Origin of the sequence: Nocardioides fonticola (genome assembly GCF_039536805.1) — a bacterium.
Taxonomy (GTDB): domain Bacteria; phylum Actinomycetota; class Actinomycetes; order Propionibacteriales; family Nocardioidaceae; genus Nocardioides; species Nocardioides fonticola.
Window position 1 is genome coordinate 49,957 of record NZ_BAAAZH010000014.1, and the last position, 20,609, is coordinate 70,565.

Below are 20,609 nucleotides of genomic sequence, written 5' to 3' on the forward strand. Positions count from 1 at the left end.
AGCCGCGCGCCCTCAGCGAAGGGCGATCAGCGAAGGGCGATCAGTGAGGACCGATCAGCCCACCAGGTCGCGCACGGCCAGCGACGCCATCACCATCGCGCTGCCGAGCGGCGCCCCGGGGCCGGGATAGAACGGCCCGAAGAGGGACGCCGCCGCGTTGCCGCACGCGTAGAGGCCCGGCACCGCAGTGCCGTCGGGACGCAGGGCGCGACCCTCGGCGTCGATGCGCACCCCGCCCTTGGTGCCCAGGTCGGAGAGCACGAAGCGCGCGGCGTAGAACGGCGCGACCTCGACCGGGCACAGGGCCCGGTTCGGGCCGGGGCTCTCGCCGAAGGCGAAGAACGTGTCGTACTCGTCCTCGCCCCGGCCGAAGTCCTCATCGACCCCGCTGTGACAGAACCCGTTGAACCGCTCGACCTGCTCGACCAGCACGGCGGCGTCCATGCCGAGGTGCAGCGCGAGGTCGGCGATGGTGTCGGCTCGCACCCAGGTGCCGGCGGCGAGATGAGCCTCGGGGTCGCCCTCCGGCATCGCGATCGCCGGCAGCCGCCCGCCCTCGCGGGAGTCGAAGACGAACCACGACGGCACCCGTTCGGCGGCCTGCGCCATCACCCGCCCGAACCGGTCGTAGGGCAGGCACTCGTTGCCGTAGCGGCGACCCGACCGGTCGACCATGAGGCCGCTGCGGAAGCCCAGGGTGAACGAGCCGCCGCCGTCCGGCTGCTCCAGGCCCGGGCAGAACCAGCCGAGGCCGGTCCAGTCGGCGTCGGCGCCTGCGACGAGCGCAGCCGCGATCGGCTCCCCGATGTTGGTGCCCGCCGGCGCCATGGTCCAGGCGACGTCGCCCGGGACGCCGTGCTCGCCGCGCCGTTCGTCGCTGCCCTCGAACCCGCCCGACCCGAGGACGACGCCCCGCCGCGCCCGCAGCTCGACGGCGCCGTGCTCGGTGGTCGCCCACACGCCGACGACGCGGTCGCCGCCGCCGGAGGCCTCGGTGAGGAGATGCCGCACGCAGTGGCCGGTCAGCACCGTGCCGCCCGCCTCCACGAAGCCGGCGGCCAGTCGCGCGATCAGCGCCTGACCGCCCGAGAGCGTGCGGCGTCCGCCCTGGCCGGCGCGGTCGCGCTCGACCGGCGGCCGCACCAGCGCGGCGACCTCGGCAGGCAGCTCGTCGCGGGTGATCGACACGGGCTGGATCGAGCGGCCCGACGGCACCCGGCCGGGCGCGTCGTAGTACTCCGGGAACGGCAGCCACTCGAACGGGACGCCGGCCGCCTCGAGCTCCTCGACCAGCTGGGGTGCCTGGGCGAGGAACGCCTCGATGCGCGCCGGATCGGGCGACCAGTCGGCGTCCCCGGCGAGGACGACGTCGAGGTACTCCCGCGCGGACGCCGTGGAGTCGGGCAGTCCCGCCCGCTGCTGCACGGCACTGCCGGGCAGCCAGCACGCTCCGCCGGAGTAGGCGGAGGTGCCGCCGAGGAAGCCGGTGCGCTCGACCACCGCGGTGCGCAGCCCGGCGCGCGCGGCCAGGAAGGCGGCGGTCATCGCGCCGCCACCGGAGCCGACGACGAGCACGTCGTAGAAGGAGTCGGGGGCATGCTGGCCGTCGGTCACGCGGCCGATCGTCGTCGGTAGAACGTGTTCTCGCAAGGCCCGGGACTCGGCACGGCGTGGCGGCCCCTGGCACGATGGCGCGGACATGGAGGAGACGACGGCGGACACGAGCGCGGACACCACGTCCGGCGCCGCAGCGTCGAGCGAGCGCCCCCGGCCGGAGCTCGCGATCACCTATCCGGCCGAGCTGCCGGTCAGCCAGCGCCGCGACGACATCGCGGAGGCCATCCGCGACCACCAGGTCGTGATCGTGGCCGGCGAGACCGGGTCGGGCAAGACCACGCAGCTGCCGAAGATCTGCCTCGAGCTCGGCCGTGGACGCTCGACGATGCACCGGGCCCGCGACGGCAAGCAGCGCCGCCGCGGCGGCCTCATCGGCCACACCCAGCCACGCCGGATCGCGGCCCGATCGGTGGCCCAGCGCATCGCCGACGAGCTCGGCGTCCCCCTCGGCCCGGATTCGCCGGTCGGCTACCAGGTGCGCTTCACCGACCAGACCAGCCGCGACACCCGCGTGAAGCTGATGACCGACGGCATCCTGCTCGCCGAGCTCCAGCGCGACCGGATGCTGTGGAAGTACGACACGATCATCGTCGACGAGGCGCACGAGCGGTCGCTCAACATCGACTTCCTGCTCGGCTACCTCAAGCAGCTGCTGCCGAAGCGTCCCGATCTCAAGCTGATCATCACCTCGGCGACGATCGACCCCGAGCGGTTCGCCGCCCACTTCGCCGCCCCCGACGGCACCCCGGCGCCGATCATCGAGGTCTCCGGGCGCACCTACCCCGTCGAGGTGCGCTACCGCCCGCTGCTGGAGCTGCCCGAGAACGACGACGACGGCGAACCCATCCAGCGCGACCAGACCGAGGCGATCGTCGAGGCCGTCGGCGAGCTCTCGGCCGAGGGGTCGGGCGACATCCTGGTGTTCCTGCCCGGCGAGCGGGAGATCCGCGACACCGCCGAGGCGCTCGGCGAGCTCGTCACCGCCCGAGGTACCCGCGGCGGCGGCATCGAGGTCGTGCCGCTCTACTCCCGGCTCTCGGCCGCCGAGCAGCAGCGGGTCTTCGCGCCGCACTCCGGTCGCCGTATTGTGCTGGCCACCAACGTCGCCGAGACGTCGCTGACCGTGCCCGGCATCCGTTACGTCGTCGACACCGGCGTCGCCCGCATCTCCCGCTACTCGGTGCGCACCAAGGTGCAGCGCCTGCCCATCGAGCCGATCAGCCAGGCCTCGGCCAACCAGCGTTCGGGCCGATGCGGCCGCGTCGCGCCCGGCATCGCGATCCGCCTCTACTCCGAGGAGGACTTCGAGGGTCGCCCCGAGTTCACCGATCCCGAGATCCTGCGCACCAACCTGGCCAGCGTCGTCCTGCAGATGGCCTCCCTCGGCCTCGGCGATCTCGCCCGCTTCCCGTTCGTCGAGCCGCCCGACCGCCGCAACGTCGCCTCCGGCGTCCAGTTGCTCGAGGAGCTGCACGCGCTCAAGCCCCGGCAGGACGCCGACCGCGGACCCGCCCTCACCGAGATCGGACGCCGTCTCGCGCGGCTGCCGATCGACCCGCGCCTGGGCCGGATGATCCTCGAGGCCGAACGGCTCGGCTGCGTGCGCGAGGTGCTGGTCATCGCCGCGGCCCTCAGCCTCCAGGATCCGCGCGAGCGCCCGGCCGAGCATCAGGCGCAGGCCGACCAGCTGCACGCCCGGTTCCGTGCCGAGAAGTCCGACTTCCTCACCTGGCTCAACCTTTGGCGCTACCTGCGCGAACAGCAGCGCGAGCTGTCGGGCAACGCCTTCCGGCGCATGTGCAAGCGCGAGTTCCTCAACTACCTGCGGGTGCGGGAGTGGCAGGACTTCGAGTCCCAGCTGCGCACGGTCTGCAAGGAGATGGGCATCCACATCGGCCACCCGGCCGACGAGCCCGACGCCGACGGCATCCACCAGGCCCTGCTCTCGGGCCTGCTCTCCCAGATCGGACTGCTGGAGGAGCGGGAGAAGGAGCGCCAGAAGCCCGGCGCGCCCCGCGGACGCCGTCCGCTGCGCGAGTACCTCGGCGCCCGCAACGCACGCTTCGCGATCTTCCCCGGCAGCCCGCTGGCCAAGAAGCCGCCGGCGTTCGTGATGGCCGGCGAGCTCGTCGAGACCAGCCGGCTGTGGGCCCGGCAGGTCGCTGAGATCCAGCCCGAGTGGGCCGAGAAGCTCGCCGGCGACCTCGTCAAGCGCACCTACTCCGAGCCGCACTGGTCGAAGAAGCGCGCCGCGGTCATGGCCCACGAACGCGCCACCCTGTACGGCGTCCCGCTCGTCGCCGACCGGCTCGTCAGCTACGGCAAGGTCGATCCGGCGCTGGCCCGCGAGCTGTTCATCCGCCACGCCCTGGTCTACGGCGAATGGCACAGCCGGCACCGCTTCCTGGAGGAGAACCGCCGCATGCTCGAGGAGGCGGCCGAGCTCGAGCACCGCGCGCGCCGCCGCGACCTCGTCGTCGACGAGCACACCCTCTTCGACTTCTACGACGCCCGCGTCGGCGCCGAGGTGGTCAGCGGCGCCCACTTCGACCGGTGGTGGAAGGACGAGCGGCGTCGGCGTCCCGACCTGCTCACCTTCGACCCCGACATGCTCACCCACGACACCGCCGAGGAGGTCGCGCTCGCCGACTACCCCGAGCAGTGGGTGGGGGAGGGCCTGACGTTCCCGATCAGCTACCACTTCGAGCCCGGGGCGGCCGACGACGGCCTGACCATCGAGGTGCCGGTGGCCACCCTCAACCGGGTCGAGGCCGACGACTTCTCCTGGATCGTGCCGGGGCTGCGCGAGGAGCTGGTCACCGCGCTCATCCGCAGCCTGCCCAAGAACCTGCGGGTCTCCTTCGTGCCCGCGCCCGACAAGGCGCGGGAGTTCCTGGCGACCGTGCCCGCCGGCGAGGAGCCGCTGCTCGACGCCCTCGAACGCTGGTGTCGCTCGACCACCGGCGTCGTCGTCCCGCGCGAGGCGTGGGACTGGTCGAAGGTGCCCGAGCACCTGCGCCCCACCTACCGCGTCGTCGACGACGCCGGCGCCGAGCAGGCACGCGGCAAGGACCTCGACGCGCTGAAGGAGCCGCTGCGCCCGCAGTTCCAGCAGGCCATCGCCGAGGTCGCCGACACCAGCGGCATCGCGGCCACCGGCCAGACGTCGTGGACCTTCGACACCATCCCCGCCACGCACACCGAGCGGCGTGCCGGCCACGAGGTCACGGTCCACCCCGGCCTCGTCGACGAGCAGGACGCCGTGGGCCTCCAGGTCTTCGGCTCCGTCGACGAGCGCGACGCCCGCCACCGCCTCGGCGTCCGGCGGCTGCTCGCCCTCGAACTGCCCGACCCGACGGCCGCCGTCCTCGACTCGCTGACCAACCTGGAGAAGCTCGGCCTCGCCGGCTCGCCCTATCCGAGCGTCGCCGACCTCCTCGCCGACTGCCGCCTGGCGGTGCTCGGCGACGCCGTCGACGCGCGGCCCCCGGTGCGCGACGCCGCGGCGTACGAGGCGCTGAAGGCCGGGGTCGCCCGCGAGCAGGAGCCGCGCATCCGCGCGGTGCTCGCCGACGTGTTGCGCGTGCTGGGGGAGTGGCGCGAGGTCGACCGGCTGCTCACCGGCCGTGCCGACCTGCCTCTCCTGCCGGCGCTCACCGACCTGCGTGCCCAGGTCGGGCGCCTGATGGCGCGCGGCTTCGTCGCCGAGGCCGGGGCCGCGCAGCTGCGGCGCTATCCCGCCTACCTCGCCGCCGCCCGGCAGCGCCGCGAGCGGCTCGGCGAGGGTGCGCCCGCCGTCGTCCGCGACCGGCAGCTGGCCGACCAGATCGCCGACCTCCAGGACACCTGGCTGCACCGTGTCGAGGCCCTGCCGCCGGGGCGGCCGCCGGGCGCCGCCCTGCGCACCGTGCGCTGGCTACTGGAGGAGTACCGCATCTCGCTGTGGGCCCAGCAGCTCGGCACCGCCGTGCCGGTCAGCGACCAGCGCATCCGCAAGGCCCTGGCGGCCGAGGCATGAGCGGCGACGTGCTGACCACCCGACGCTCCGAGCCGGTGCGCGAGGGCGAGACGCTCCATGTCGGCGACGGCGGTCTCGTCGAGGCCGAGGGCGGACGGCTGTTCGTCGGCTCCGGCGGTCTGGTGCGCGTCACCGGCCCCGCCCGCGTCACCCTGATCGACGACGGCCACGGTCTCCTCGACGGGCGAGCGCCGGCGCGCGCCCTGCTGCTCGACGGTGATCTCGCCGCCGACGGCGGCGAGGCCTGGACGGCGCCGATCGTCGGCTGGCAGCTGCGGGGGACGGCGACCGTCACCCCGCTCGCCGGGCCCTCGGCCACCCCGTCGGCGCCCTCGCCGCGCCGCACCGTCGCCGAGGGACGCCTGGTGCAGGTGCGCCCCGTCGACGCCCGCGACCCCGACGTGATCTGGGAGAGCCTCCTCGCCACCGCCCGGCCGCCCCGACCGGACGCCCTCCCGCTGCCGGCGGAGCCGGTCGACCTCACCGCCTGGAGCGGTCCGATCCTCGAGGCGCTGCGCTCGGCAGGCGGGCGTCCGCGGGGCCGGGCGGTGGAGACCGCCGACCGGGTCGACGTCGAGGTGCGATGCAGCGACCCTCGGGCCGCGCTCCTCCAGGTCGCCGGTGCGCTCGCGCTTCCGCCGGGGATCGTCGTCGTCCAGGGCTCTGACGGCTGGTCCCTGCTGGCCGATGCCGGCCTGCGCATCCGCGTGGCCTGAGGTGGTCGTGATGGGCGTCCCCGCACCGAGGATTGGGACGCCGAGAATCGGGTAGGTCCGCAGCGCACGCGGCGTCTCGGGGGCGCCGCCGAGGTGAGGACGCATCGTGGGGGACCTCGAAGTCGACATCGACGGCCTGGAGGGGCTCGTCTCGTCGCTCGGCGCCATCAAGAGCGGCCTCGACGACACCCGGCGGGTCGTCGACGGCAGCGCGAGCAGCATGGGATCGGCCGATGTCGCCTCGGCCCTCGACTCCTTCGAGGACCACTGGGACGACGGTCGCGGTCGCGTGAAGGAGAACATCGAGGCGATCGTCAGCGCGGTCGAGCAGTCCGCGCAGGCCTACCGCCAGGCCGACGACGACCTGCGTGACGGCCTGCGCGACTCGGTGACGTCGTCCACCCCGACCACCTCTCCTCCCGCGGGGCCGACGCCGTGAGCGGCGGACCCGCGCTCGCCGGCCTCGCCGGCCGCCTCGGCTTCTCCATCACCGTCCCGCAGAGCTGGTACGAGCTCGAGTTGCGTCCCGCCCTGCGCGACGACGCCATCCGCCGGATGGTCGATGAGCGCACCCGCGGCATCCCGGAGCTGTGGGAGCAGCGCGGCGCGGTCCGCGCGCTCCTGACCCGGCAGGCGGCCGACGCCTGGGATTCCGGTGCGGTCTACGCCGCAGGGTTCGCCCTCCCGACCGAGGACGGACCCATCACCGGGTCCTGCACGATCTCACTCGTCGAGGATCCCTCGGCCGCGGCCGACGCCGCGCCCATCGGTCTCGACGAACGGTTCACCGAGCGTCCCCGGGGCGCCGACCCGCTCGCGCCGTGGTCGCGGTCGTCGATCGTCCAGCTCGACGGCGGCACATCCTGCGCCCGCAGCGTCGGCATCGACGACGCGCCGCTGCCCGGCGGCGGACTGGTGCGCCACGTGTTCGCCGTCACCGCCGTACCGGTCCGCGACAGCGCCCGCCTCTTCCTCCTCGCCTTCAGCTCCCCGGTGCTGCCGTTGGTCGACGAGCTCCACGAGCTGTTCGACGCCGTCGCCTCCACCTTCCGCGTGGTGCCGTTGGAGGCCGATGCACGTGAGGGGGACCGCCGATGAGGCCCCGCGACTGGCAGGAGGTTTTCGGCTTCGACGATCCCACCCCCGGTGACCCCTTCGTCGTCCGCGATGTGGCGCGGCGGTGGGGCGCGATCGGATCCGAGGCCCAGTACGCGGAGGGCAAGCTGCGCGGTCTTCTCGGCGACGACGCGATCGTCACCTGGATCGGCCAGGCCGGCGATCAATTCCGCACCCGATCGAGCAAGCTCCCCGACCAGCTCGGCAAGGTCGCCGACTCCTACCGCCTCGCCTCGGAGGCGATGACGTGGTGGGCCGGTCGGCTCGAGACCCACCAGCATGCCGCCGACCGTGCCCTCGTCGACGGGCGCTCGGCGAAGGCCGACCTCGAGCACGCCCGGTCCCGGTTGACCAGCGCTCTCGGCGACGTCGATCTCGCCGACCGTGCCCCCGCTCTCACCGCGCTGGCCCCGACCCCCGAGCAGGTGCAGGACGCTCGTGATCGGCTCCATGCGGCGGAGCAGGCGCGTTCGGCGGCTCAGGGGCTCGTCGACGACGCCGAACGTCGCCTCGATCTCGCCCGACGGCTGGCGATGGACGCTCGCGACGCGCGCGAGAGCGACGCCCGCGAGACCACACGCCGCATCCACGAGGCCTCCGAGGCCGGCATCCCCGAGCGGTCCCGCTGGCAGAAGATCAAGGACGGCGCCAAGGCCGCCTGGGACTTCGTCGTGACCGTCGCGAAGGTCGTCGTCGCCGTTCTGGCGATCGTCGCCCTCGTCGTCGGCGGACCGATCGCCTGGTTCGTCTTCGCGGCCGGACTCGTGCTGCTGGCCGATGCCCTCATGAAGTACGCCGACGGCGAGGGCAGCCTCTTCGACGTCGGCCTGGCGCTCCTCGGCTGCATCCCGGGCGTGAAGGGCCTGACCTCGTTGGCCGCGATCCGAGGCGCCCTCCGAGCCGGCGGTGCACTCAGGGCCGCGGGACACGTGCTGGCAGCCGGCAGGACCGCTGTCGTCGAGATGGCCGGCGCCGTGCGGTCGCTCTCCACGGGGGCTGTGGCGATGCTGCGGTCCCTGCGCAGCAGCGACACCGCTCTGGGGTCCCTCTTCGCCGGGGGCAACAGGCTCCTCGGGGCAGCCGATCTGCCCACGAGCGGCCGGCTCGGCGATCTGCTGGCCGGCTACGACCGGTTCGGCGATACGGGCGACGCCGCGACGTTCCTGCGTCAGTACGTCGACGAGGCCGGGGAGTACCGGTGGCCCGACCATGTCGCCAACGGCTTCGCCGACAGCCAGAGCGCCGTCCTCCAGCACCGGCCGGGCGACGTCCTCGACCGGTTCGGCAGCGAGAAGGGGCGCTTCCTCTCCCCGGATGGCACCCCCTTCGCCGAGCGGGCCATCCCGCCGCGCAACCTCGACCCGACCCGTCCGAACCTCGACTACCACCGCTACGAGGTGCTGCGGCCCTTCGATGCCGAGACCGGGTACATCGAGCCGTGGTTCGGGCAACCCGGTGGCGGGCTGCAGATCCTGTTGGATGGTGCCCACTTCCCCGACGCGCAGGGTGCCCGGGTGAATGTCGAGTGGTTGATCGACAACGGCTACCTCAAGGAGTTGCCCGTCTCATGACGACACTGCGTGACTTCAAGGCCTGGCACGATGCCCGGGCCTACGACGACGTGTGGATCGAGGGACTCTCGACCGGTGGCCGCCGGGAGCAGGGGTTCGTCGTGCGGCCTGCCGGCGCCCGGTGGAACCTCTCGTTCTTCGAACGCGGGCAGGAGGAGCTCCTGGAGGGCGATCTGGACGAGACGGCCCTGGTCGCCCTCCTGCGCCGCGAGGTCGAGCGCATCCATCGGCCGCGACCGTGACGCCGTCCTCCTCCGATCCCACGCCCCCTACCCGCCCACGACGGTCAGGAGACCGACTGATGGATCCCGAGGCCGCCCGCGATCGTCTTCGAGCCGCCGGCGTCCCCGATGCCGACGTGGTCCTGCCGGGCGACGCCCCCGCCGCGCTGCGTCAGGGCGCCCTGGTCGTCCGCGACCTCACGCCGACCGGTGGTGGTGTGGAGGTGCTCGCCACCGACTACGGAGGCGAGGACGTCCTCGAGCGCTGCTCCGATCTCGCCGAGGCCCTCGCGTTCGTCGTCGAGCGCTGCACTGCGGCGCTGCCGTCCCCGCGGGTGGTCGATCGGGCACTCCTGGCCCGGGCCGGTGTGCACCGCGACCGCTTCGTCGAGGAGGTCCGCTCGGGCCTCGCCTCCGCCGGTGCCCCCTCGGTGCGCACCGAGCTGTGGGACGGCGCCGTCGTCGACCGCTTCGGGGCCCTCGACGGCTTCCTCCTCTGGCCCGAGGGCACCCCGTTCGCCGAACGGTCGTTGCCGCCGGCCGTGCTCGACCCGACGATGCCGGACCTCGGCCTGCGCACGTTCGGGGTCGCGGCCCCGCTACCGGTGCTGGCCCGCATCACCGAGCCCTGGTTCGGCCAGCCCGGCGGCGCCGTCGTCCTGCGGCTGCCGCAGGGGCTGACCGTGCGCGACCTCCTGCTGCGCGCCCTGCTGGTGCCGCTGCGCGTCGAGGAGTGAGGGGGCTCGGCCCACGCACCGGCGGGTAGGTTGAGGCGGTGCCCGACCGCCCCGACCGCCCGCACCGCCATCACCGGCCCGCGCCGAAGACCACGGAGTTCTTCGACGCCTACGTCGGCGGCGACGATCCCGCGGGCCTCACCGAGGCCGGCGAGCTCGCGGCGCGGGTGCTCGTGCGCGGCGCCGACGACCCGGCGCTCGCCGAGCGCATCGTGCACCTCGCCGACACCGAAGGACTCGAGGCGATCGCGGAGGTCTGGTCGCACGCCCCCGCCGACAGTCTCGCCGGCTGCCTGTGGCGGCTCTACGTGCTGCGCCAGTGGGTGCACGCCGACCCGCACCTGGTGGCACGCGAGTTCGACGCCGGACGCCACCGTGCCCCGGTCGCACGGGTCGTCGCCGGTGTCGCCGAGCCGCCCGGCCCCGCTCAGCTGCGCAAGATGATCGACGACGTCCTGCGCGGCATCGCCGTCGGCGACTTCGCCGACGTCCTCTTCCGGGCCTCGGCCTTCGCCCGGGTCATCGCCGCCGGACGCGCCACCGAGTCCGGATCCCAGGACGACGTCACCCGCATGCTGACCCTCGCCGAGCAGCTCGAGGCCGCTGGGCACGCCGAACTCGCCGATCGACTCGCATGAGGTTGCCCGCGGGCGTACGGTGGTCCACGTGCGCCGGGTCGTGGCAGCCCCGGGTCCCAACATCAGCCGCTACGAGCGGCCACGCGCCGTGAGGCGCTCCCGGCTCGGCGCACCTCACTCTCCGCTGGCTCTCCGCGCCCGCATTAGGTTCTCCCCATGAGGTCCCTGCTGCGCCGTCTGCTCGCACCGCGCCGGACCGGCGGTCCCGCCGAGCCGCGCCCCACGCGCCGATCCCAGCGCCGATCCGAGCGCGGGGCTCGTCACGACGCGGGTGCGTCGCCCCGTGTCGCCTACGCCCCCCGCGCCGACGGCCGTGCCGATCCGGGGGAGGTCGTGTGGGCCTGGGTGCCCTTCGAGGAGGACCCCCGCCAGGGGAAGGACCGCCCCGTGCTCGTCCTCGCCCGCGACGGCGGCCGGCTGCTCTGCCTCATGCTCACCAGCAAGGACCACGATCGCGACGCCGCCGACGAGGCCCGCCACGGTCGGCACTGGCAAGACGTCGGCAGCGGTGGCTGGGATCGCGAACGCCGGCCCTCGGAGGTGCGCCTGGACCGCCTCATCCCGCTCGACGAGGCCGCGGTGCGCCGCGAGGGTGCGGCCCTCGACCGCGCGGTCTTCGAGGACGTCGTCGCGGCGGCCGCGCGCTTCCACCCGCAGCTGGGCGTCTCCGGCACGTGACGGTCGTCTCGTCGTCGGGGGCGGGAGGCTCGCGAGCGCCCCGGTAGGGTGACCGCGATCGTCCGGGAGCGCAGGGGAGAAGTCGTGGATCGTCGAGTCGTGGTGGGCGTGCTGGCCGCCGCCGTCCTCGCCCTCGCCGGCTGCAGCGACGACACCGAGCCCGTCAGCGCCCCGACCGCGCCGTCCACGAGCACCTCGCCGGCGCCGCTGCCCAAGGTCGATCTGACCCTCGGCGTCTACGGCACGCCCGACGAGGTCGCGGCCTACCAGTCGATGGTGCGCGCCTACAACGCGGTCTCCGACAACAGCACCGTCACGGTCAAGGCCTGGCGCGATCGCGACGAACTGGTCGACTACCTGCGTCACGCCGACGACGAGCACCCGGTCCCCGACGTGTTCCTGGCCTCGCGCAGCGACCTCACATTCCTCCAGGAGAACGGGCTGAACAAGCCCGTCGACGAGCTTCTCGACGAGCGCAACGTCGACTTCGGCGACGGCTACTCGCGAGACGCGATCGAGGGCTTCTCCGACGACCGCAAGCTCCAGTGCATGCCCTACGCGGTCTCCCCGACGGTGGCGTACTACAACACCGACCTCGTCGACTTCGCGAAGATGGCCAAGCGCGGCCTCCCCGCGCCGTCCGAGCCCTACACCCGCTGGAACCTCGAGCAGTTCACGGCGGCGGTCACCTTCGCGGCCCGCCCGCGCACGGGTGCCGCCGGCGTCGCGGTCTCCCCGACCCTCGACGGTCTCGCGCCGTTCGTCCTCGCCGGCGGCGGCTCGGTGTTCGGCGACGGGACGCCGCCGACCTCGCTGGCCCTCTCCAGCGACGACAGCCGGGCTGCCCTCGGGCAGATCCTGCCGATCCTGCGCGACCCGCAGCTGACCCTCACCTCGGCGCAGCTGCGCGCCGCCTCGCCGCTGCGGTGGTTCGAGCGCGGGAAGGTGGGCGTGATCTTCGGCCCCCGGTCGCTGGTGCCCGCCCTGCGCGGCGTGGAGGGCCTGCGCTTCGACGTGCTGCCCGTGCCGTCGATCTCGACCTCCGCCACGACCGGCGACGTCATCGGCATGTGCCTGTCCGCACGCACCCCGAACACCGTCGAGGCCGCCGACTTCCTCGCCTTCGCCTCCTCCCCGGACGCCGTCCGGATGGTCACCCGCACCGGCTACCTGGTGCCGACCAACCAGCAGGTCGCCCTCTCCGACGACTTCCTCCAGCCGACCTTGATGCCGATGCACGCCTCGGTCTTCAACAGCGCGGTGCGCACGATGGTGCTGCCGCCGTTCCTCGACGACTACGCGACCCTCGACGAGCGGGTGGCCGGGCTCGTGCGGCGCCTGGTGCTCTCGCCCGGCACCCTCGACCTCGACGGCCTCACCCAGCGCATCGACGAGCGCTCGCAGCAGGTGCTGGCGCCCCCGACGCCGTCGGTCTCGCCCTCGCCGTCGCCCAGCGAGTAGATCCCGCGCTCAGCCTGGAGCCAGGCTCAGTCCTCGGCGGTCCCGTCCGGCCCGTCGGTGTCACCGGCGGCGGCGTCTCCGGCGTCCTCGGCGTCTTCGGCGTCTTCGGCACCCGGTTCCGGCTCGATGTCGGCCCGGATGATCGCCTCGACCAGGAGCGGGGTGGCCAACTCGATCTGCCATGGGCGGGCGCCGTAGCCGGCGAGTTGCTCGGCGACCGCGGCCGCGAGCGCCTCGGGTTCGCGGGTGCGCGGCGGGGTCCACAGCAGCCGGCGCAGGGAGTCGGGGGTGAGCAGGTTCTCGACCGGCAGCTCGAGCTCCTCGGCGCGCGCGGACGTCGTCGTGCGGGCGCGGGAGAGACGGCGGGCGGCGACGGGATCCTTCTCCGCCCACGCACGCGGCACGGGCGGGCCGTCGGTGCGCGGGGCGCGTGCCGGCAGGTCCTCCTCCGGCAGGGCCGCGACCTCGCGCAGCGCGCTCACCCACCGGTTGGCGTAGCGCTCGGCACCGCGGCCGTGGAAGCCGCGCAGGCTCAGCAGGGCACCGCGGTCCTGCGGCAGTGCGCTGGCGGCCACCACGATGGCGGCGTCGGGGAGGATGCGGCCCGGCGTCACGTCGCGTTGGCGGGCCAGCTCGTCGCGGACCTCCCACAGCGCCTTGACCGCGCCGAGACCGCGGCGTCCGCGCACCCGGTGCAGGCCCGAGGTGCGTCGCCACGCCTCGGCGCGCACGCCCGGCTCGAAGCCGCGCAGGTGCTCGAACTCCTGGCGCGCCCACTCGGTCTTGCCGGCCGCCTCGAGCTGGGCGACCAGGTGCTCGCGCAGCTCCAGGAGCACCTCGACGTCGAGGGCGGCGTACTCCAGCCACGGCGCGGGCAGCGGACGGGTCGACCAGTCGACCGCCGAGTGCTCCTTCTTCATGCCGGCCCCGAGGATGGTCTCCACCAGCGTCGCGAGCCCGACCCGCGGATAGCCGAGCAGGCGGCCGGCCAGCTCGGTGTCGAACAAGGCGGCCGGGTGCAGGCCCACCTCGGCCAGGCAGGGGAGGTCCTGTGTGGCCGCATGCAGGATCCACTCGGCGTCGCCGATGGCGTCCTGGAGCGGCTGGAGGGAGTCGAAGGCGATGGGGTCGATGAGGTAGGTCGTCGCGCCCGCGCGGCGCAGCTGGATGAGGTAGGCCCGGTTGGAGTACCGGTAGCCCGAGGCCCGCTCGGCGTCGATGGCCACCGGCCCGGTGCCGGCCGCGATCGCCGCACAGCACTCCGCGAGCGCCGCCTCGGTGTCGACGACGCCGGGCAGCCCGTCGCGCAGTTCGAGCAGCGGTACCGGGACCGGCTCCGCTGCGGCACCGGCCCCCTCGTCGATCGGGGTCTCGGGCGTGGGTCCCTCCGCGCTCATCCGGTCGAGCCGCGCTGTCCCCGTCGACTCGGCATCACGGCGACGCCGTCCGGTACCGGCGGGAGCCCGGCGGCCGAGCACAGCAGTTGTGCCCACGCCTCGACGTGGGGTGCGAGGTCCCAGAGCTCGCCGTCGGCGCGCACCTCCGGCAGCGGGGTCCAGGACGCGCGGATCTCGACCTGGGACGTCGGCGGCTCGCCGGCCATGCCGCCGAAGCTCTCGGTGACCACCCGGGTGACCGTGCCGGAGATCGCACGGGCCTCGGCGCCGCAGCCCTCCAGCGCCTCCAGCAGCCACGACCAGGCCGCACCGCAGAACACCTGGGTGTCGTCGGAGTCGGTCTCGGGCTCGGTGTCGGCGCGCACGTAGGCGACACAGCGGAACGTACCCTCCCAGGCATCGTTGCCGGCGGGGTCGTGGAGCACCACGAGCCGCCCGGTGCCGAGGTCGACGCCGTCGACGGTGACGTCGGCGGAGAGCGCGGAGGAGTGCGGGGCGATGCGCTGCGGCGCGGGCATCTCCTCGCACAGGATCTCCGGCCGCAGCCGTGCCGTGGCCATGCTGAGGACCGCCTCGCGGAACTCCGCGGGCTCGAGGGGCGCACCGGTGTCGGGGCGCGTCTCCGGACGCACGACCATGGGGACACAGTAGGTCGACCCGCCTCGAACCGATGTGCGAACACGCCGTGAGACCCTTGACCCGTGACCAGCCTGGACGCCCACCCCGATCTCGCGCACAGCCCCTTCCTGGCCGCCGCCCGCGGCGAGCGCCCGTCGCGGACGCCGGTGTGGTTCATGCGCCAGGCCGGCCGCTCCCTGCCCGAGTACCTCCGGGTGCGCGAGGGCGTCGGCATGCTGGAGAGCTGCATGGACCCCGACCTCATCGTCGAGATCACCCTGCAGCCGGTGCGTCGCTACGGCGTCGACGCGGCGATCTTCTTCTCCGACATCGTGCTGCCGCTGAAGGCGGTCGGCGTCGACCTCGACATCAAGCCCGGGGTCGGCCCGGTCATCGCCCAGCCGGTGCGCACCCTCGCCGACGTCGAGGCCATCCCCGACCTCACCCCCGAGCACGTCCCCTACATCACCGAGGCGGTGCGCGGACTGGTCGCCGAGCTCGGCGGCACCCCGTTGATCGGCTTCGCCGGCGCCCCGTTCACCGTGGCGTCCTACCTGGTCGAGGGTGGTCCCTCGAAGGAGCATGCGCGCACCAAGGCGATGATGTTCGGCGCCCCCGACGTCTGGGACGCCCTCATGCGCAAGATCGCGGGCATCGCCGCGGCGTACCTCGAGGTGCAGGTCGCGGCCGGCGCGTCCGCCGTCCAGCTCTTCGACTCCTGGGCCGGTGCGCTGACCCCCGACGACTACCGCGAGCACGTCATGCCGCACTCGGCCGGGGTCCTCGCGCGGGCCGGCGCCCTCGGCGTCCCGCGCATCCACTTCGGCGTCGGCACGTCCAACCTGCTGGGCCTCATGGGCGAGGCGGGCGCCGACGTCGTCGGTGTCGACTGGCGCACCCCGCTGGCCCAGGCGATCGGCCAGGTCGGCGACCGCGGCGTCCAGGGCAACCTCGACCCCACGCTCGTCTTCGCGCCCACCGAGGTCATGACCGCGCGTGCCGCGCAGATCATCGAGGCCGGACGCGCGGCCCGCGGGCACATCTTCAACCTCGGCCACGGGGTCATCCCCTCCACCGATCCCGATCAGCTCAGCCGGTTGACCGAGTTCGTGCAGGGCTACCCGATGGCCGACTGACCGCGTCGCCGCCGCACGAGCGGCACGACGATCGCGCCCACGAGCGCGGCCACGACCGCGAAGGGCAGGACGGCTCCAGCGGCGGTGGCGATCCCGGTGGCCGCTCCGGTGAAGGCGTCCCATCCGCTGCGCAGCCCCCCGAGGAAGCCGGTGCGGTCCTCGTCGTCCGGCACCGTGCCGGTGCGTTCGATGTCGAGGGTGATGGTGCCCAGCGAGGTCTGGTCGGCCAGGTACTTCTGCTGCTGGAGCAGCGACTCCAGGTCGGCCTGCCGCCGCGACAGCTCGGACTCGATCCGGATCACGTCGCGCAGGCTGCCGGCACGGTCGAGCAGCGCGGTGATGCGGCGGATGCCGGCCCGCTGCACCCGCACCCGCACGTCGGTGTCGAGCACCTCGGTCGTGACGTCCTGGGCCGTCGTGGAGGAGGCCCGCAGGTCGCCCACCTCCGCCAGCCGGTCCATCGCCTCGGCGAAGGAGCCGCTCGGCACCCGCAGCACGAGGTGGGTGCTGGTGGTGGTGCCGTCGGTGTCGGTGCGGGTGTCCTCGTCGGCCACCGTGCCCCGCAGGTCGGTCACGATGTCGAGGGCCCTGGTGCGGGCCCTCGCCACGTCGTCGGAGGTCGAGCGGATCGTCCCGGTCGAGATGACCGCCTGACCGGTCGGGACGTCGGCGGCCTGGTAGGCGGCGACCTTCGAGACGTCGGCAGTCCCGCCGCCCGCCGCCGACCCGACGGCGAGGTCGGGCACGGAGGCGACGACGCCCCCGTCGCCCCCGTCGGCTCCGGAGACCCCGGCGTCCCCGGCGGCTGCCGGGGCACGGGCGTCGAGCTCGGAGGATGCGGTCGAGTCCGACGCACTGCCCGTGCACCCGGCGACGATCGGGGAGAGGGCGAGCACGGCCGCCGCGGCGGCGACCCGCGAAGTGCTCCGGCGGCCGGTGGCGCGCCGGTCGGTGCTGTGCCGGTCGGTGCTGTTGCGGTGGGCGATGCGGTGGGCGGTCATGCCCCTGCGACGAGGACGGCGCGCGCGGGGTTCCCGCGGTCTGGACCTGGCCTCGGCGGCCCCGAGGCTCAGGCCACGGGGTGCAGTCCGGTGGGGGTCGGCGCGATGCCGGCCGCCTGCCGGGTGAGTCGGCCGATGAGATCGCGCACCTGGAGCGGCATCTGGTCGGGGCGGCGGTGGCGGAGCACGAGGGTCACGACGGTGCGGTCGCCGGCGATCGGGCGGGTGGTGATGAGGCCGGCGCGGTGCAGCGGGTCGCCGATGACGCTGTAGTCGGGCAGCAGCGTGACGCCCATGCCCTCGGCGACCATGAACTTGCCCATCTCCGCGCCGTCGGTGCTGTGCACGGTGCTCGGCATGTCGGGGCCGAAGAGCCGGTGGGCGTAGCGGTGCATGAGGTAGCCGGCGCGCATGCCGACGAACCGCTCGGCACGCAGGTCGTCGATGCTCACCGACTCCTGGGCGGCGAGCGGGTGACCGACGGGCAGCACGGCGACCGGTCGGCCGTGCAGGAGCTCGGTGCCGTGCAGGCCCACGGGCGCGTCGTCGCCGGCCAGCTCGTTGACCAGGCCGAGGTCGAGGGAGCCCTCTTGGAGACCCTCGTGGATGTCGCTCTGCTGCACCGTCACGACCTCGACGGTCGTGCCCGGGTGCGCCTCCTGGAAGGCGCGGACCGCCGGCACCAGCAGGGTCGAGGTGGCGGCGTTGACCGTGCCGAGGCGGATCAGCCGGCTGGCGGTGGTCTGGTCGCCGGCCGCGCTGCGCAGGCGCTCGACCGCCTCGAGCACCTCGACCATGTGCTGCTGGAGGTCGCGTCCCTGGCGGCTGATGCGCGAGCCCGAGCGGCGGCGGTCGAGGAGGGTCACCCCGAGTTCGCGTTCGAGCTTGGAGAGCGCCTCGCTGAGGGCGGGCTGGGAGATGTGCAGCTTCTCGCTGGCACGTCGCAGCGAGCCGTGCCGGGTGACGGCGAGGAGGTATTCGAGCTGTTCGATGCGCACGGCGGGCGGTCCTTACTCGGGGTGGCGGTTCGGTTCTGGCGGGGCGGGGCGGGGCGGTGCCGGGCCGATCCCTCGCACCGTGCATGGCAATTCCATGCGCCGCGGAGGGTTGACTCTCAGCAAACACTACTAAGTTGATCGACAAAGCAGAACCCACCGACTCGAACAGGGAGAAGCAATGACGCTGCAGTCCTCGGCCCCGGCCGGAGTCTCCGCCGCCGGTGCCACCTTCGGCCCCACCCCCACCACCCCCGACGGCTGGGTCGAGCGTGCCCGGGTGGTCGCCAACCACCTCGCCGTCGACGCCGTCGAGCGCGATCGCGCCAACCAGACCCCCTTCGCCGAGGTCCAGCTCCTCAAGGACGCCGGCCTGGTCACCCTCCTCGCTCCCCTCGAGCACGGCGGAGCCGGCCAGGACTGGACGACCGCGCTGCGCGTCGTCCGTGCCGTCGCCGCGGGTGACGGCTCGATCGGCCAGCTGCTGGGCTACCACTACGTGTGGGCCTGGGCCGCGCGCCTGGTCGGCACGCCCGAGCAGATCGCCGCCGTCGAGCAGGCCGCCGGCGAGAACCAGTGGTTCTTCGGCGGTGCGGTCAACCCCCGCGACGCCGACCTCACCATCCGCGTCGAGGGCGACGAGCTGGTCTACTCGGGCCGCAAGTCGTTCTCCACCGGCGGTCGCGTCTCCGACGTCACCGTGCTCGAGGGCGTCATCGAGGGAACCGACACCCACGTGTTCGCGATCGTCCCCACCGACCAGCCCGGCATCCGCTTCGCGGGCGACTGGGACAACCTGGGCCAGCGCCTCACCGAGAGCGGCAGCGTCGAGATCGTCGACGTGCGCGTCCCGTGGGAGTCCGCCGCGGGCTTCGTGAAGACCGAGAGCGGCTGGGCCTTCCAGCCGCGGGTCTACAACACCCTCAACGTGCCGCTGATCCAGCTGGTGTTCGCCAACTTCTACCTCGGCATCGCCGAGGGCGCGCTGACCACGGCCGGCAGCTACACCCGCGAGAAGACCCGTGCATGGCCCTACACGCCCGACCTCAAGGGCCGCGGCGCGGAGGAGTTCTACGTGCTCGAGACCTACGGCGACCTGCGCTCGCGCCTGTGGGCGGCCGAGGCGCTGACCGAGGAGGCCGCGACCTACATCGAGGCGATCAACGCCCACGCCGACACCGTCACCGAGCAGGAGCGCGGCGAGGCCGCGGTCATCATCGCCGCGGCCAAGCAGGTGGCGATCGAGGTCGGCCTCGACATCGGCTCGCGGATCTTCGAGGTCACCGGTGCCCGGGCGACGTCCAACAGCGTCGGCCTGGACATCTACTGGCGCAACATCCGCACCCACAGCCTCCACGACCCGATCGCGCACAAGCGCGCGGAGGTCGGTCGGTTCTTCCTGCTCGGTGAGATCCCCGAGCCCACCTGGTACACGTGAGGGGCGCGCGATGACGCATCGGAGCAACGTCGAGGCCCTCTATCCGCAGATCGCCGAGGGCGCGCTGCGCCGGGAGCTGGACGGCGAGCTGCCGACCGGCCCGGTCAAGCGGCTCAAGGACGCCGGACTGGGCGCCCTGCGGGTGCCGCGGGAGTCCGGTGGCGACGGGTTGAGCTGGCCCGAGCTCGTGCAGGTCTGGATCGACCTCGCAGCGGCCGACAACAACCTGCCGCAGGCCTTCCGCGGGCACTTCGCCTTCGCCGAGGACCGGCTCTGGCACCACCGTCGCGGCCAGGACCAGTCGGCCTGGTTCGCCCGGTTCACGGCCGGCGAGATCGCCGGCAACGCCTGGTCGGAGGTCGGTCCCACGCCGATCGACAGCCAGCGCACCGTGCTGACCGCGCAGGCCGACGGCAGCTACCGCCTCGACGGCGAGAAGTACTACACGACCGGCACGATCTTCGCCGAGTGGGCCGACGTCTATGTCCGGCGCACCAACCCGCACCGGCCCGAGGAGGGTGAGGACGACTTCGCCATCGCGATCGTCGACACCCGTCAGGGCGGCGTGACGGTCGTCGACGACTGGGACGGCTTCGGTCAGCGCGGCACCGGCAGCGGCACCACGACGTTCGAGAACGTGGCGGTGCCGGCCGAGAACGTGCTGCCGTTCGGCGACCGGTTCCCCTACCAGACGGCGGTCTACCAGCTGAACCTGCTGGCGACCCTCGTCGGCATCGGCAAGGCGGCGCTCGAGGACACCATCACGGCCGTGCGCGGCCGGGAGCGCAACTACTCCCACGCCAATGCCGCCCGGGTGCGCGACGACGCGCAGGTGCTGGCCCGGGTCGGGGAGATCGCGGCCGCGATCTACGCCGCCGAGGCCGCCACGCTGCGGGTCGCCGCGGCGGTCGAGGACGTCGCCGCGGCCGCAGGAGCCGACGGCGCATCGATCGCCCGGCTCAACGAGACCGCCGAGGTCGAGTCGGCGATCGCGCAGGTGGTGGTCACGGATCTGATCCTCCGGGCCACCAGCGACCTGTTCGACACCCTCGGCGCCTCGGCCACGTCGCGGGCCAAGGGCCTCGACCGGCATTGGCGCAACGCCCGCACGGTCTCCTCCCACAACCCGCGCATCCTCAAGTCGCGGGTCGTGGGCGGCTACCTGGTCAACGGGACTCCGCCGCCCTACGCCTGGGCGATCGGCGTGACCCAGCGGGACGCCGGCACGGCGTCCTGATCGGCCCTGCTCCT

General features: G+C 73.6%; 18 protein-coding genes. 13 read left to right on the top strand and 5 right to left on the bottom strand.

The annotated features are described in order from the left end of the window. Positions 1-54: 54 nt before the first annotated feature. Entirely contained in the window at positions 55-1,614 is a 1,560-nt protein-coding gene (locus ABD671_RS10885) for an FAD-dependent oxidoreductase (protein WP_344733381.1), read from the bottom strand. An 85-nt stretch (positions 1,615-1,699) separates the two neighbouring features. Here ABD671_RS10885 and hrpA point away from each other — a divergent pair, with 85 nt between their 5' ends. From hrpA to ABD671_RS10935, 10 genes are all read left to right on the top strand, one after another. After that, entirely contained in the window at positions 1,700-5,635 is a 3,936-nt protein-coding gene (hrpA, locus tag ABD671_RS10890; protein ID WP_344733382.1) for an ATP-dependent RNA helicase HrpA, read from the top strand. An 8-nt stretch (positions 5,636-5,643) separates the two neighbouring features. After that, a complete protein-coding gene (locus tag ABD671_RS10895) occupies positions 5,644-6,351 on the top strand; it encodes a hypothetical protein (protein WP_344733383.1) in 708 nt (235 codons plus the stop codon). Between the two features lie 106 nt (positions 6,352-6,457). Further along, positions 6,458-6,790: a hypothetical protein gene (locus ABD671_RS10900; RefSeq protein WP_344733384.1), complete on the top strand. Its 333-nt coding sequence runs from the start codon at positions 6,458-6,460 to the stop codon at positions 6,788-6,790. Continuing rightward, the gene (locus ABD671_RS10905; RefSeq protein ID WP_344733385.1) at positions 6,787-7,449 is read left to right on the top strand and encodes a hypothetical protein; all 663 of its coding nucleotides are present in this window, start codon (positions 6,787-6,789) and stop codon (positions 7,447-7,449) included. The genes ABD671_RS10900 and ABD671_RS10905 overlap by 4 nt, the downstream gene beginning before the upstream one ends. Next, positions 7,446-9,038 carry a glycohydrolase toxin TNT-related protein gene (locus ABD671_RS10910; RefSeq protein ID WP_344733387.1) on the top strand — a complete coding sequence of 531 codons (1,593 nt, stop codon included), beginning with the start codon at positions 7,446-7,448 and terminating at the stop codon, positions 9,036-9,038. The genes ABD671_RS10905 and ABD671_RS10910 overlap by 4 nt, the downstream gene beginning before the upstream one ends. After that, entirely contained in the window at positions 9,035-9,280 is a 246-nt protein-coding gene (locus ABD671_RS10915) for a hypothetical protein (RefSeq protein WP_344733388.1), read from the top strand. The genes ABD671_RS10910 and ABD671_RS10915 overlap by 4 nt, the downstream gene beginning before the upstream one ends. A 59-nt stretch (positions 9,281-9,339) precedes the next feature. Continuing rightward, on the top strand, positions 9,340-9,996 hold the full coding sequence (locus ABD671_RS10920; RefSeq protein WP_344733389.1) for a TNT domain-containing protein: 657 nt from the start codon (positions 9,340-9,342) through the stop codon (positions 9,994-9,996). Between the two features lie 38 nt (positions 9,997-10,034). Continuing rightward, the gene (locus ABD671_RS10925) at positions 10,035-10,634 is read left to right on the top strand and encodes a hypothetical protein (RefSeq protein WP_344733390.1); all 600 of its coding nucleotides are present in this window, start codon (positions 10,035-10,037) and stop codon (positions 10,632-10,634) included. A 156-nt stretch (positions 10,635-10,790) separates the two neighbouring features. Next, complete coding sequence (locus tag ABD671_RS10930) at positions 10,791-11,312, top strand: type II toxin-antitoxin system PemK/MazF family toxin (protein ID WP_344733392.1); 522 nt, start codon at positions 10,791-10,793, stop codon at positions 11,310-11,312. Positions 11,313-11,396: 84 nt separating this feature from the next. Further along, a complete protein-coding gene (locus ABD671_RS10935) occupies positions 11,397-12,773 on the top strand; it encodes an extracellular solute-binding protein (RefSeq protein WP_344733393.1) in 1,377 nt (458 codons plus the stop codon). A gap of 26 nt (positions 12,774-12,799) precedes the next feature. Here the strand turns inward: ABD671_RS10935 and ABD671_RS10940 are convergent, their stop codons facing one another. Both ABD671_RS10940 and ABD671_RS10945 read right to left on the bottom strand, forming a co-directional pair. Continuing rightward, positions 12,800-14,170, bottom strand: coding sequence for a ribonuclease D (locus ABD671_RS10940; protein ID WP_344733395.1), 1,371 nt, complete (start codon positions 14,168-14,170; stop codon positions 12,800-12,802). Continuing rightward, positions 14,167-14,808 carry a DUF3000 domain-containing protein gene (locus ABD671_RS10945; protein WP_344733396.1) on the bottom strand — a complete coding sequence of 214 codons (642 nt, stop codon included), beginning with the start codon at positions 14,806-14,808 and terminating at the stop codon, positions 14,167-14,169. Before ABD671_RS10945 ends, ABD671_RS10940 begins: the two co-directional genes overlap by 4 nt. A gap of 63 nt (positions 14,809-14,871) precedes the next feature. Here ABD671_RS10945 and hemE point away from each other — a divergent pair, with 63 nt between their 5' ends. Further along, entirely contained in the window at positions 14,872-15,924 is a 1,053-nt protein-coding gene (gene hemE / locus ABD671_RS10950; RefSeq protein ID WP_425574910.1) for a uroporphyrinogen decarboxylase, read from the top strand. On the opposite strand, the gene ABD671_RS10955 is transcribed toward hemE, so the two are convergent. Both ABD671_RS10955 and ABD671_RS10960 read right to left on the bottom strand, forming a co-directional pair. After that, a complete protein-coding gene (locus ABD671_RS10955) occupies positions 15,906-16,925 on the bottom strand; it encodes a DUF4349 domain-containing protein (protein WP_344733397.1) in 1,020 nt (339 codons plus the stop codon). The two genes, hemE and ABD671_RS10955, sit on opposite strands and share 19 nt — an antisense overlap. A 68-nt stretch (positions 16,926-16,993) precedes the next feature. Beyond that, positions 16,994-17,923 carry a LysR family transcriptional regulator gene (locus ABD671_RS10960; RefSeq protein WP_344733398.1) on the bottom strand — a complete coding sequence of 310 codons (930 nt, stop codon included), beginning with the start codon at positions 17,921-17,923 and terminating at the stop codon, positions 16,994-16,996. A 178-nt stretch (positions 17,924-18,101) separates the two neighbouring features. Here ABD671_RS10960 and ABD671_RS10965 point away from each other — a divergent pair, with 178 nt between their 5' ends. Further along, positions 18,102-19,358: an acyl-CoA dehydrogenase family protein gene (locus ABD671_RS10965; protein WP_344733399.1), complete on the top strand. Its 1,257-nt coding sequence runs from the start codon at positions 18,102-18,104 to the stop codon at positions 19,356-19,358. A 10-nt stretch (positions 19,359-19,368) separates the two neighbouring features. Continuing rightward, positions 19,369-20,595, top strand: coding sequence for an acyl-CoA dehydrogenase family protein (locus ABD671_RS10970; RefSeq protein WP_344733400.1), 1,227 nt, complete (start codon positions 19,369-19,371; stop codon positions 20,593-20,595). Positions 20,596-20,609 lie beyond the last annotated feature (14 nt).

Excerpts from the sequence above, each read along its gene's own strand:
- hrpA (WP_344733382.1), top strand. The coding sequence starts at position 1,700 with ATGGAGGAGACGACGGCGGACACGAGCGCGGACACCACGTCCGGCGCC.
- ABD671_RS10910 (WP_344733387.1), top strand. The coding sequence starts at position 7,446 with ATGAGGCCCCGCGACTGGCAGGAGGTTTTCGGCTTCGACGATCCCACC.
- ABD671_RS10915 (WP_344733388.1), top strand. The coding sequence starts at position 9,035 with ATGACGACACTGCGTGACTTCAAGGCCTGGCACGATGCCCGGGCCTAC.
- ABD671_RS10920 (WP_344733389.1), top strand. The coding sequence starts at position 9,340 with ATGGATCCCGAGGCCGCCCGCGATCGTCTTCGAGCCGCCGGCGTCCCC.
- ABD671_RS10930 (WP_344733392.1), top strand. The coding sequence starts at position 10,791 with ATGAGGTCCCTGCTGCGCCGTCTGCTCGCACCGCGCCGGACCGGCGGT.
- ABD671_RS10940 (WP_344733395.1), bottom strand. The coding sequence starts at position 14,170 with ATGAGCGCGGAGGGACCCACGCCCGAGACCCCGATCGACGAGGGGGCC.
- ABD671_RS10945 (WP_344733396.1), bottom strand. The coding sequence starts at position 14,808 with ATGGTCGTGCGTCCGGAGACGCGCCCCGACACCGGTGCGCCCCTCGAG.
- ABD671_RS10955 (WP_344733397.1), bottom strand. The coding sequence starts at position 16,925 with ATGACCGCCCACCGCATCGCCCACCGCAACAGCACCGACCGGCACAGC.
- ABD671_RS10965 (WP_344733399.1), top strand. The coding sequence starts at position 18,102 with ATGACGCTGCAGTCCTCGGCCCCGGCCGGAGTCTCCGCCGCCGGTGCC.
- ABD671_RS10970 (WP_344733400.1), top strand. The coding sequence starts at position 19,369 with ATGACGCATCGGAGCAACGTCGAGGCCCTCTATCCGCAGATCGCCGAG.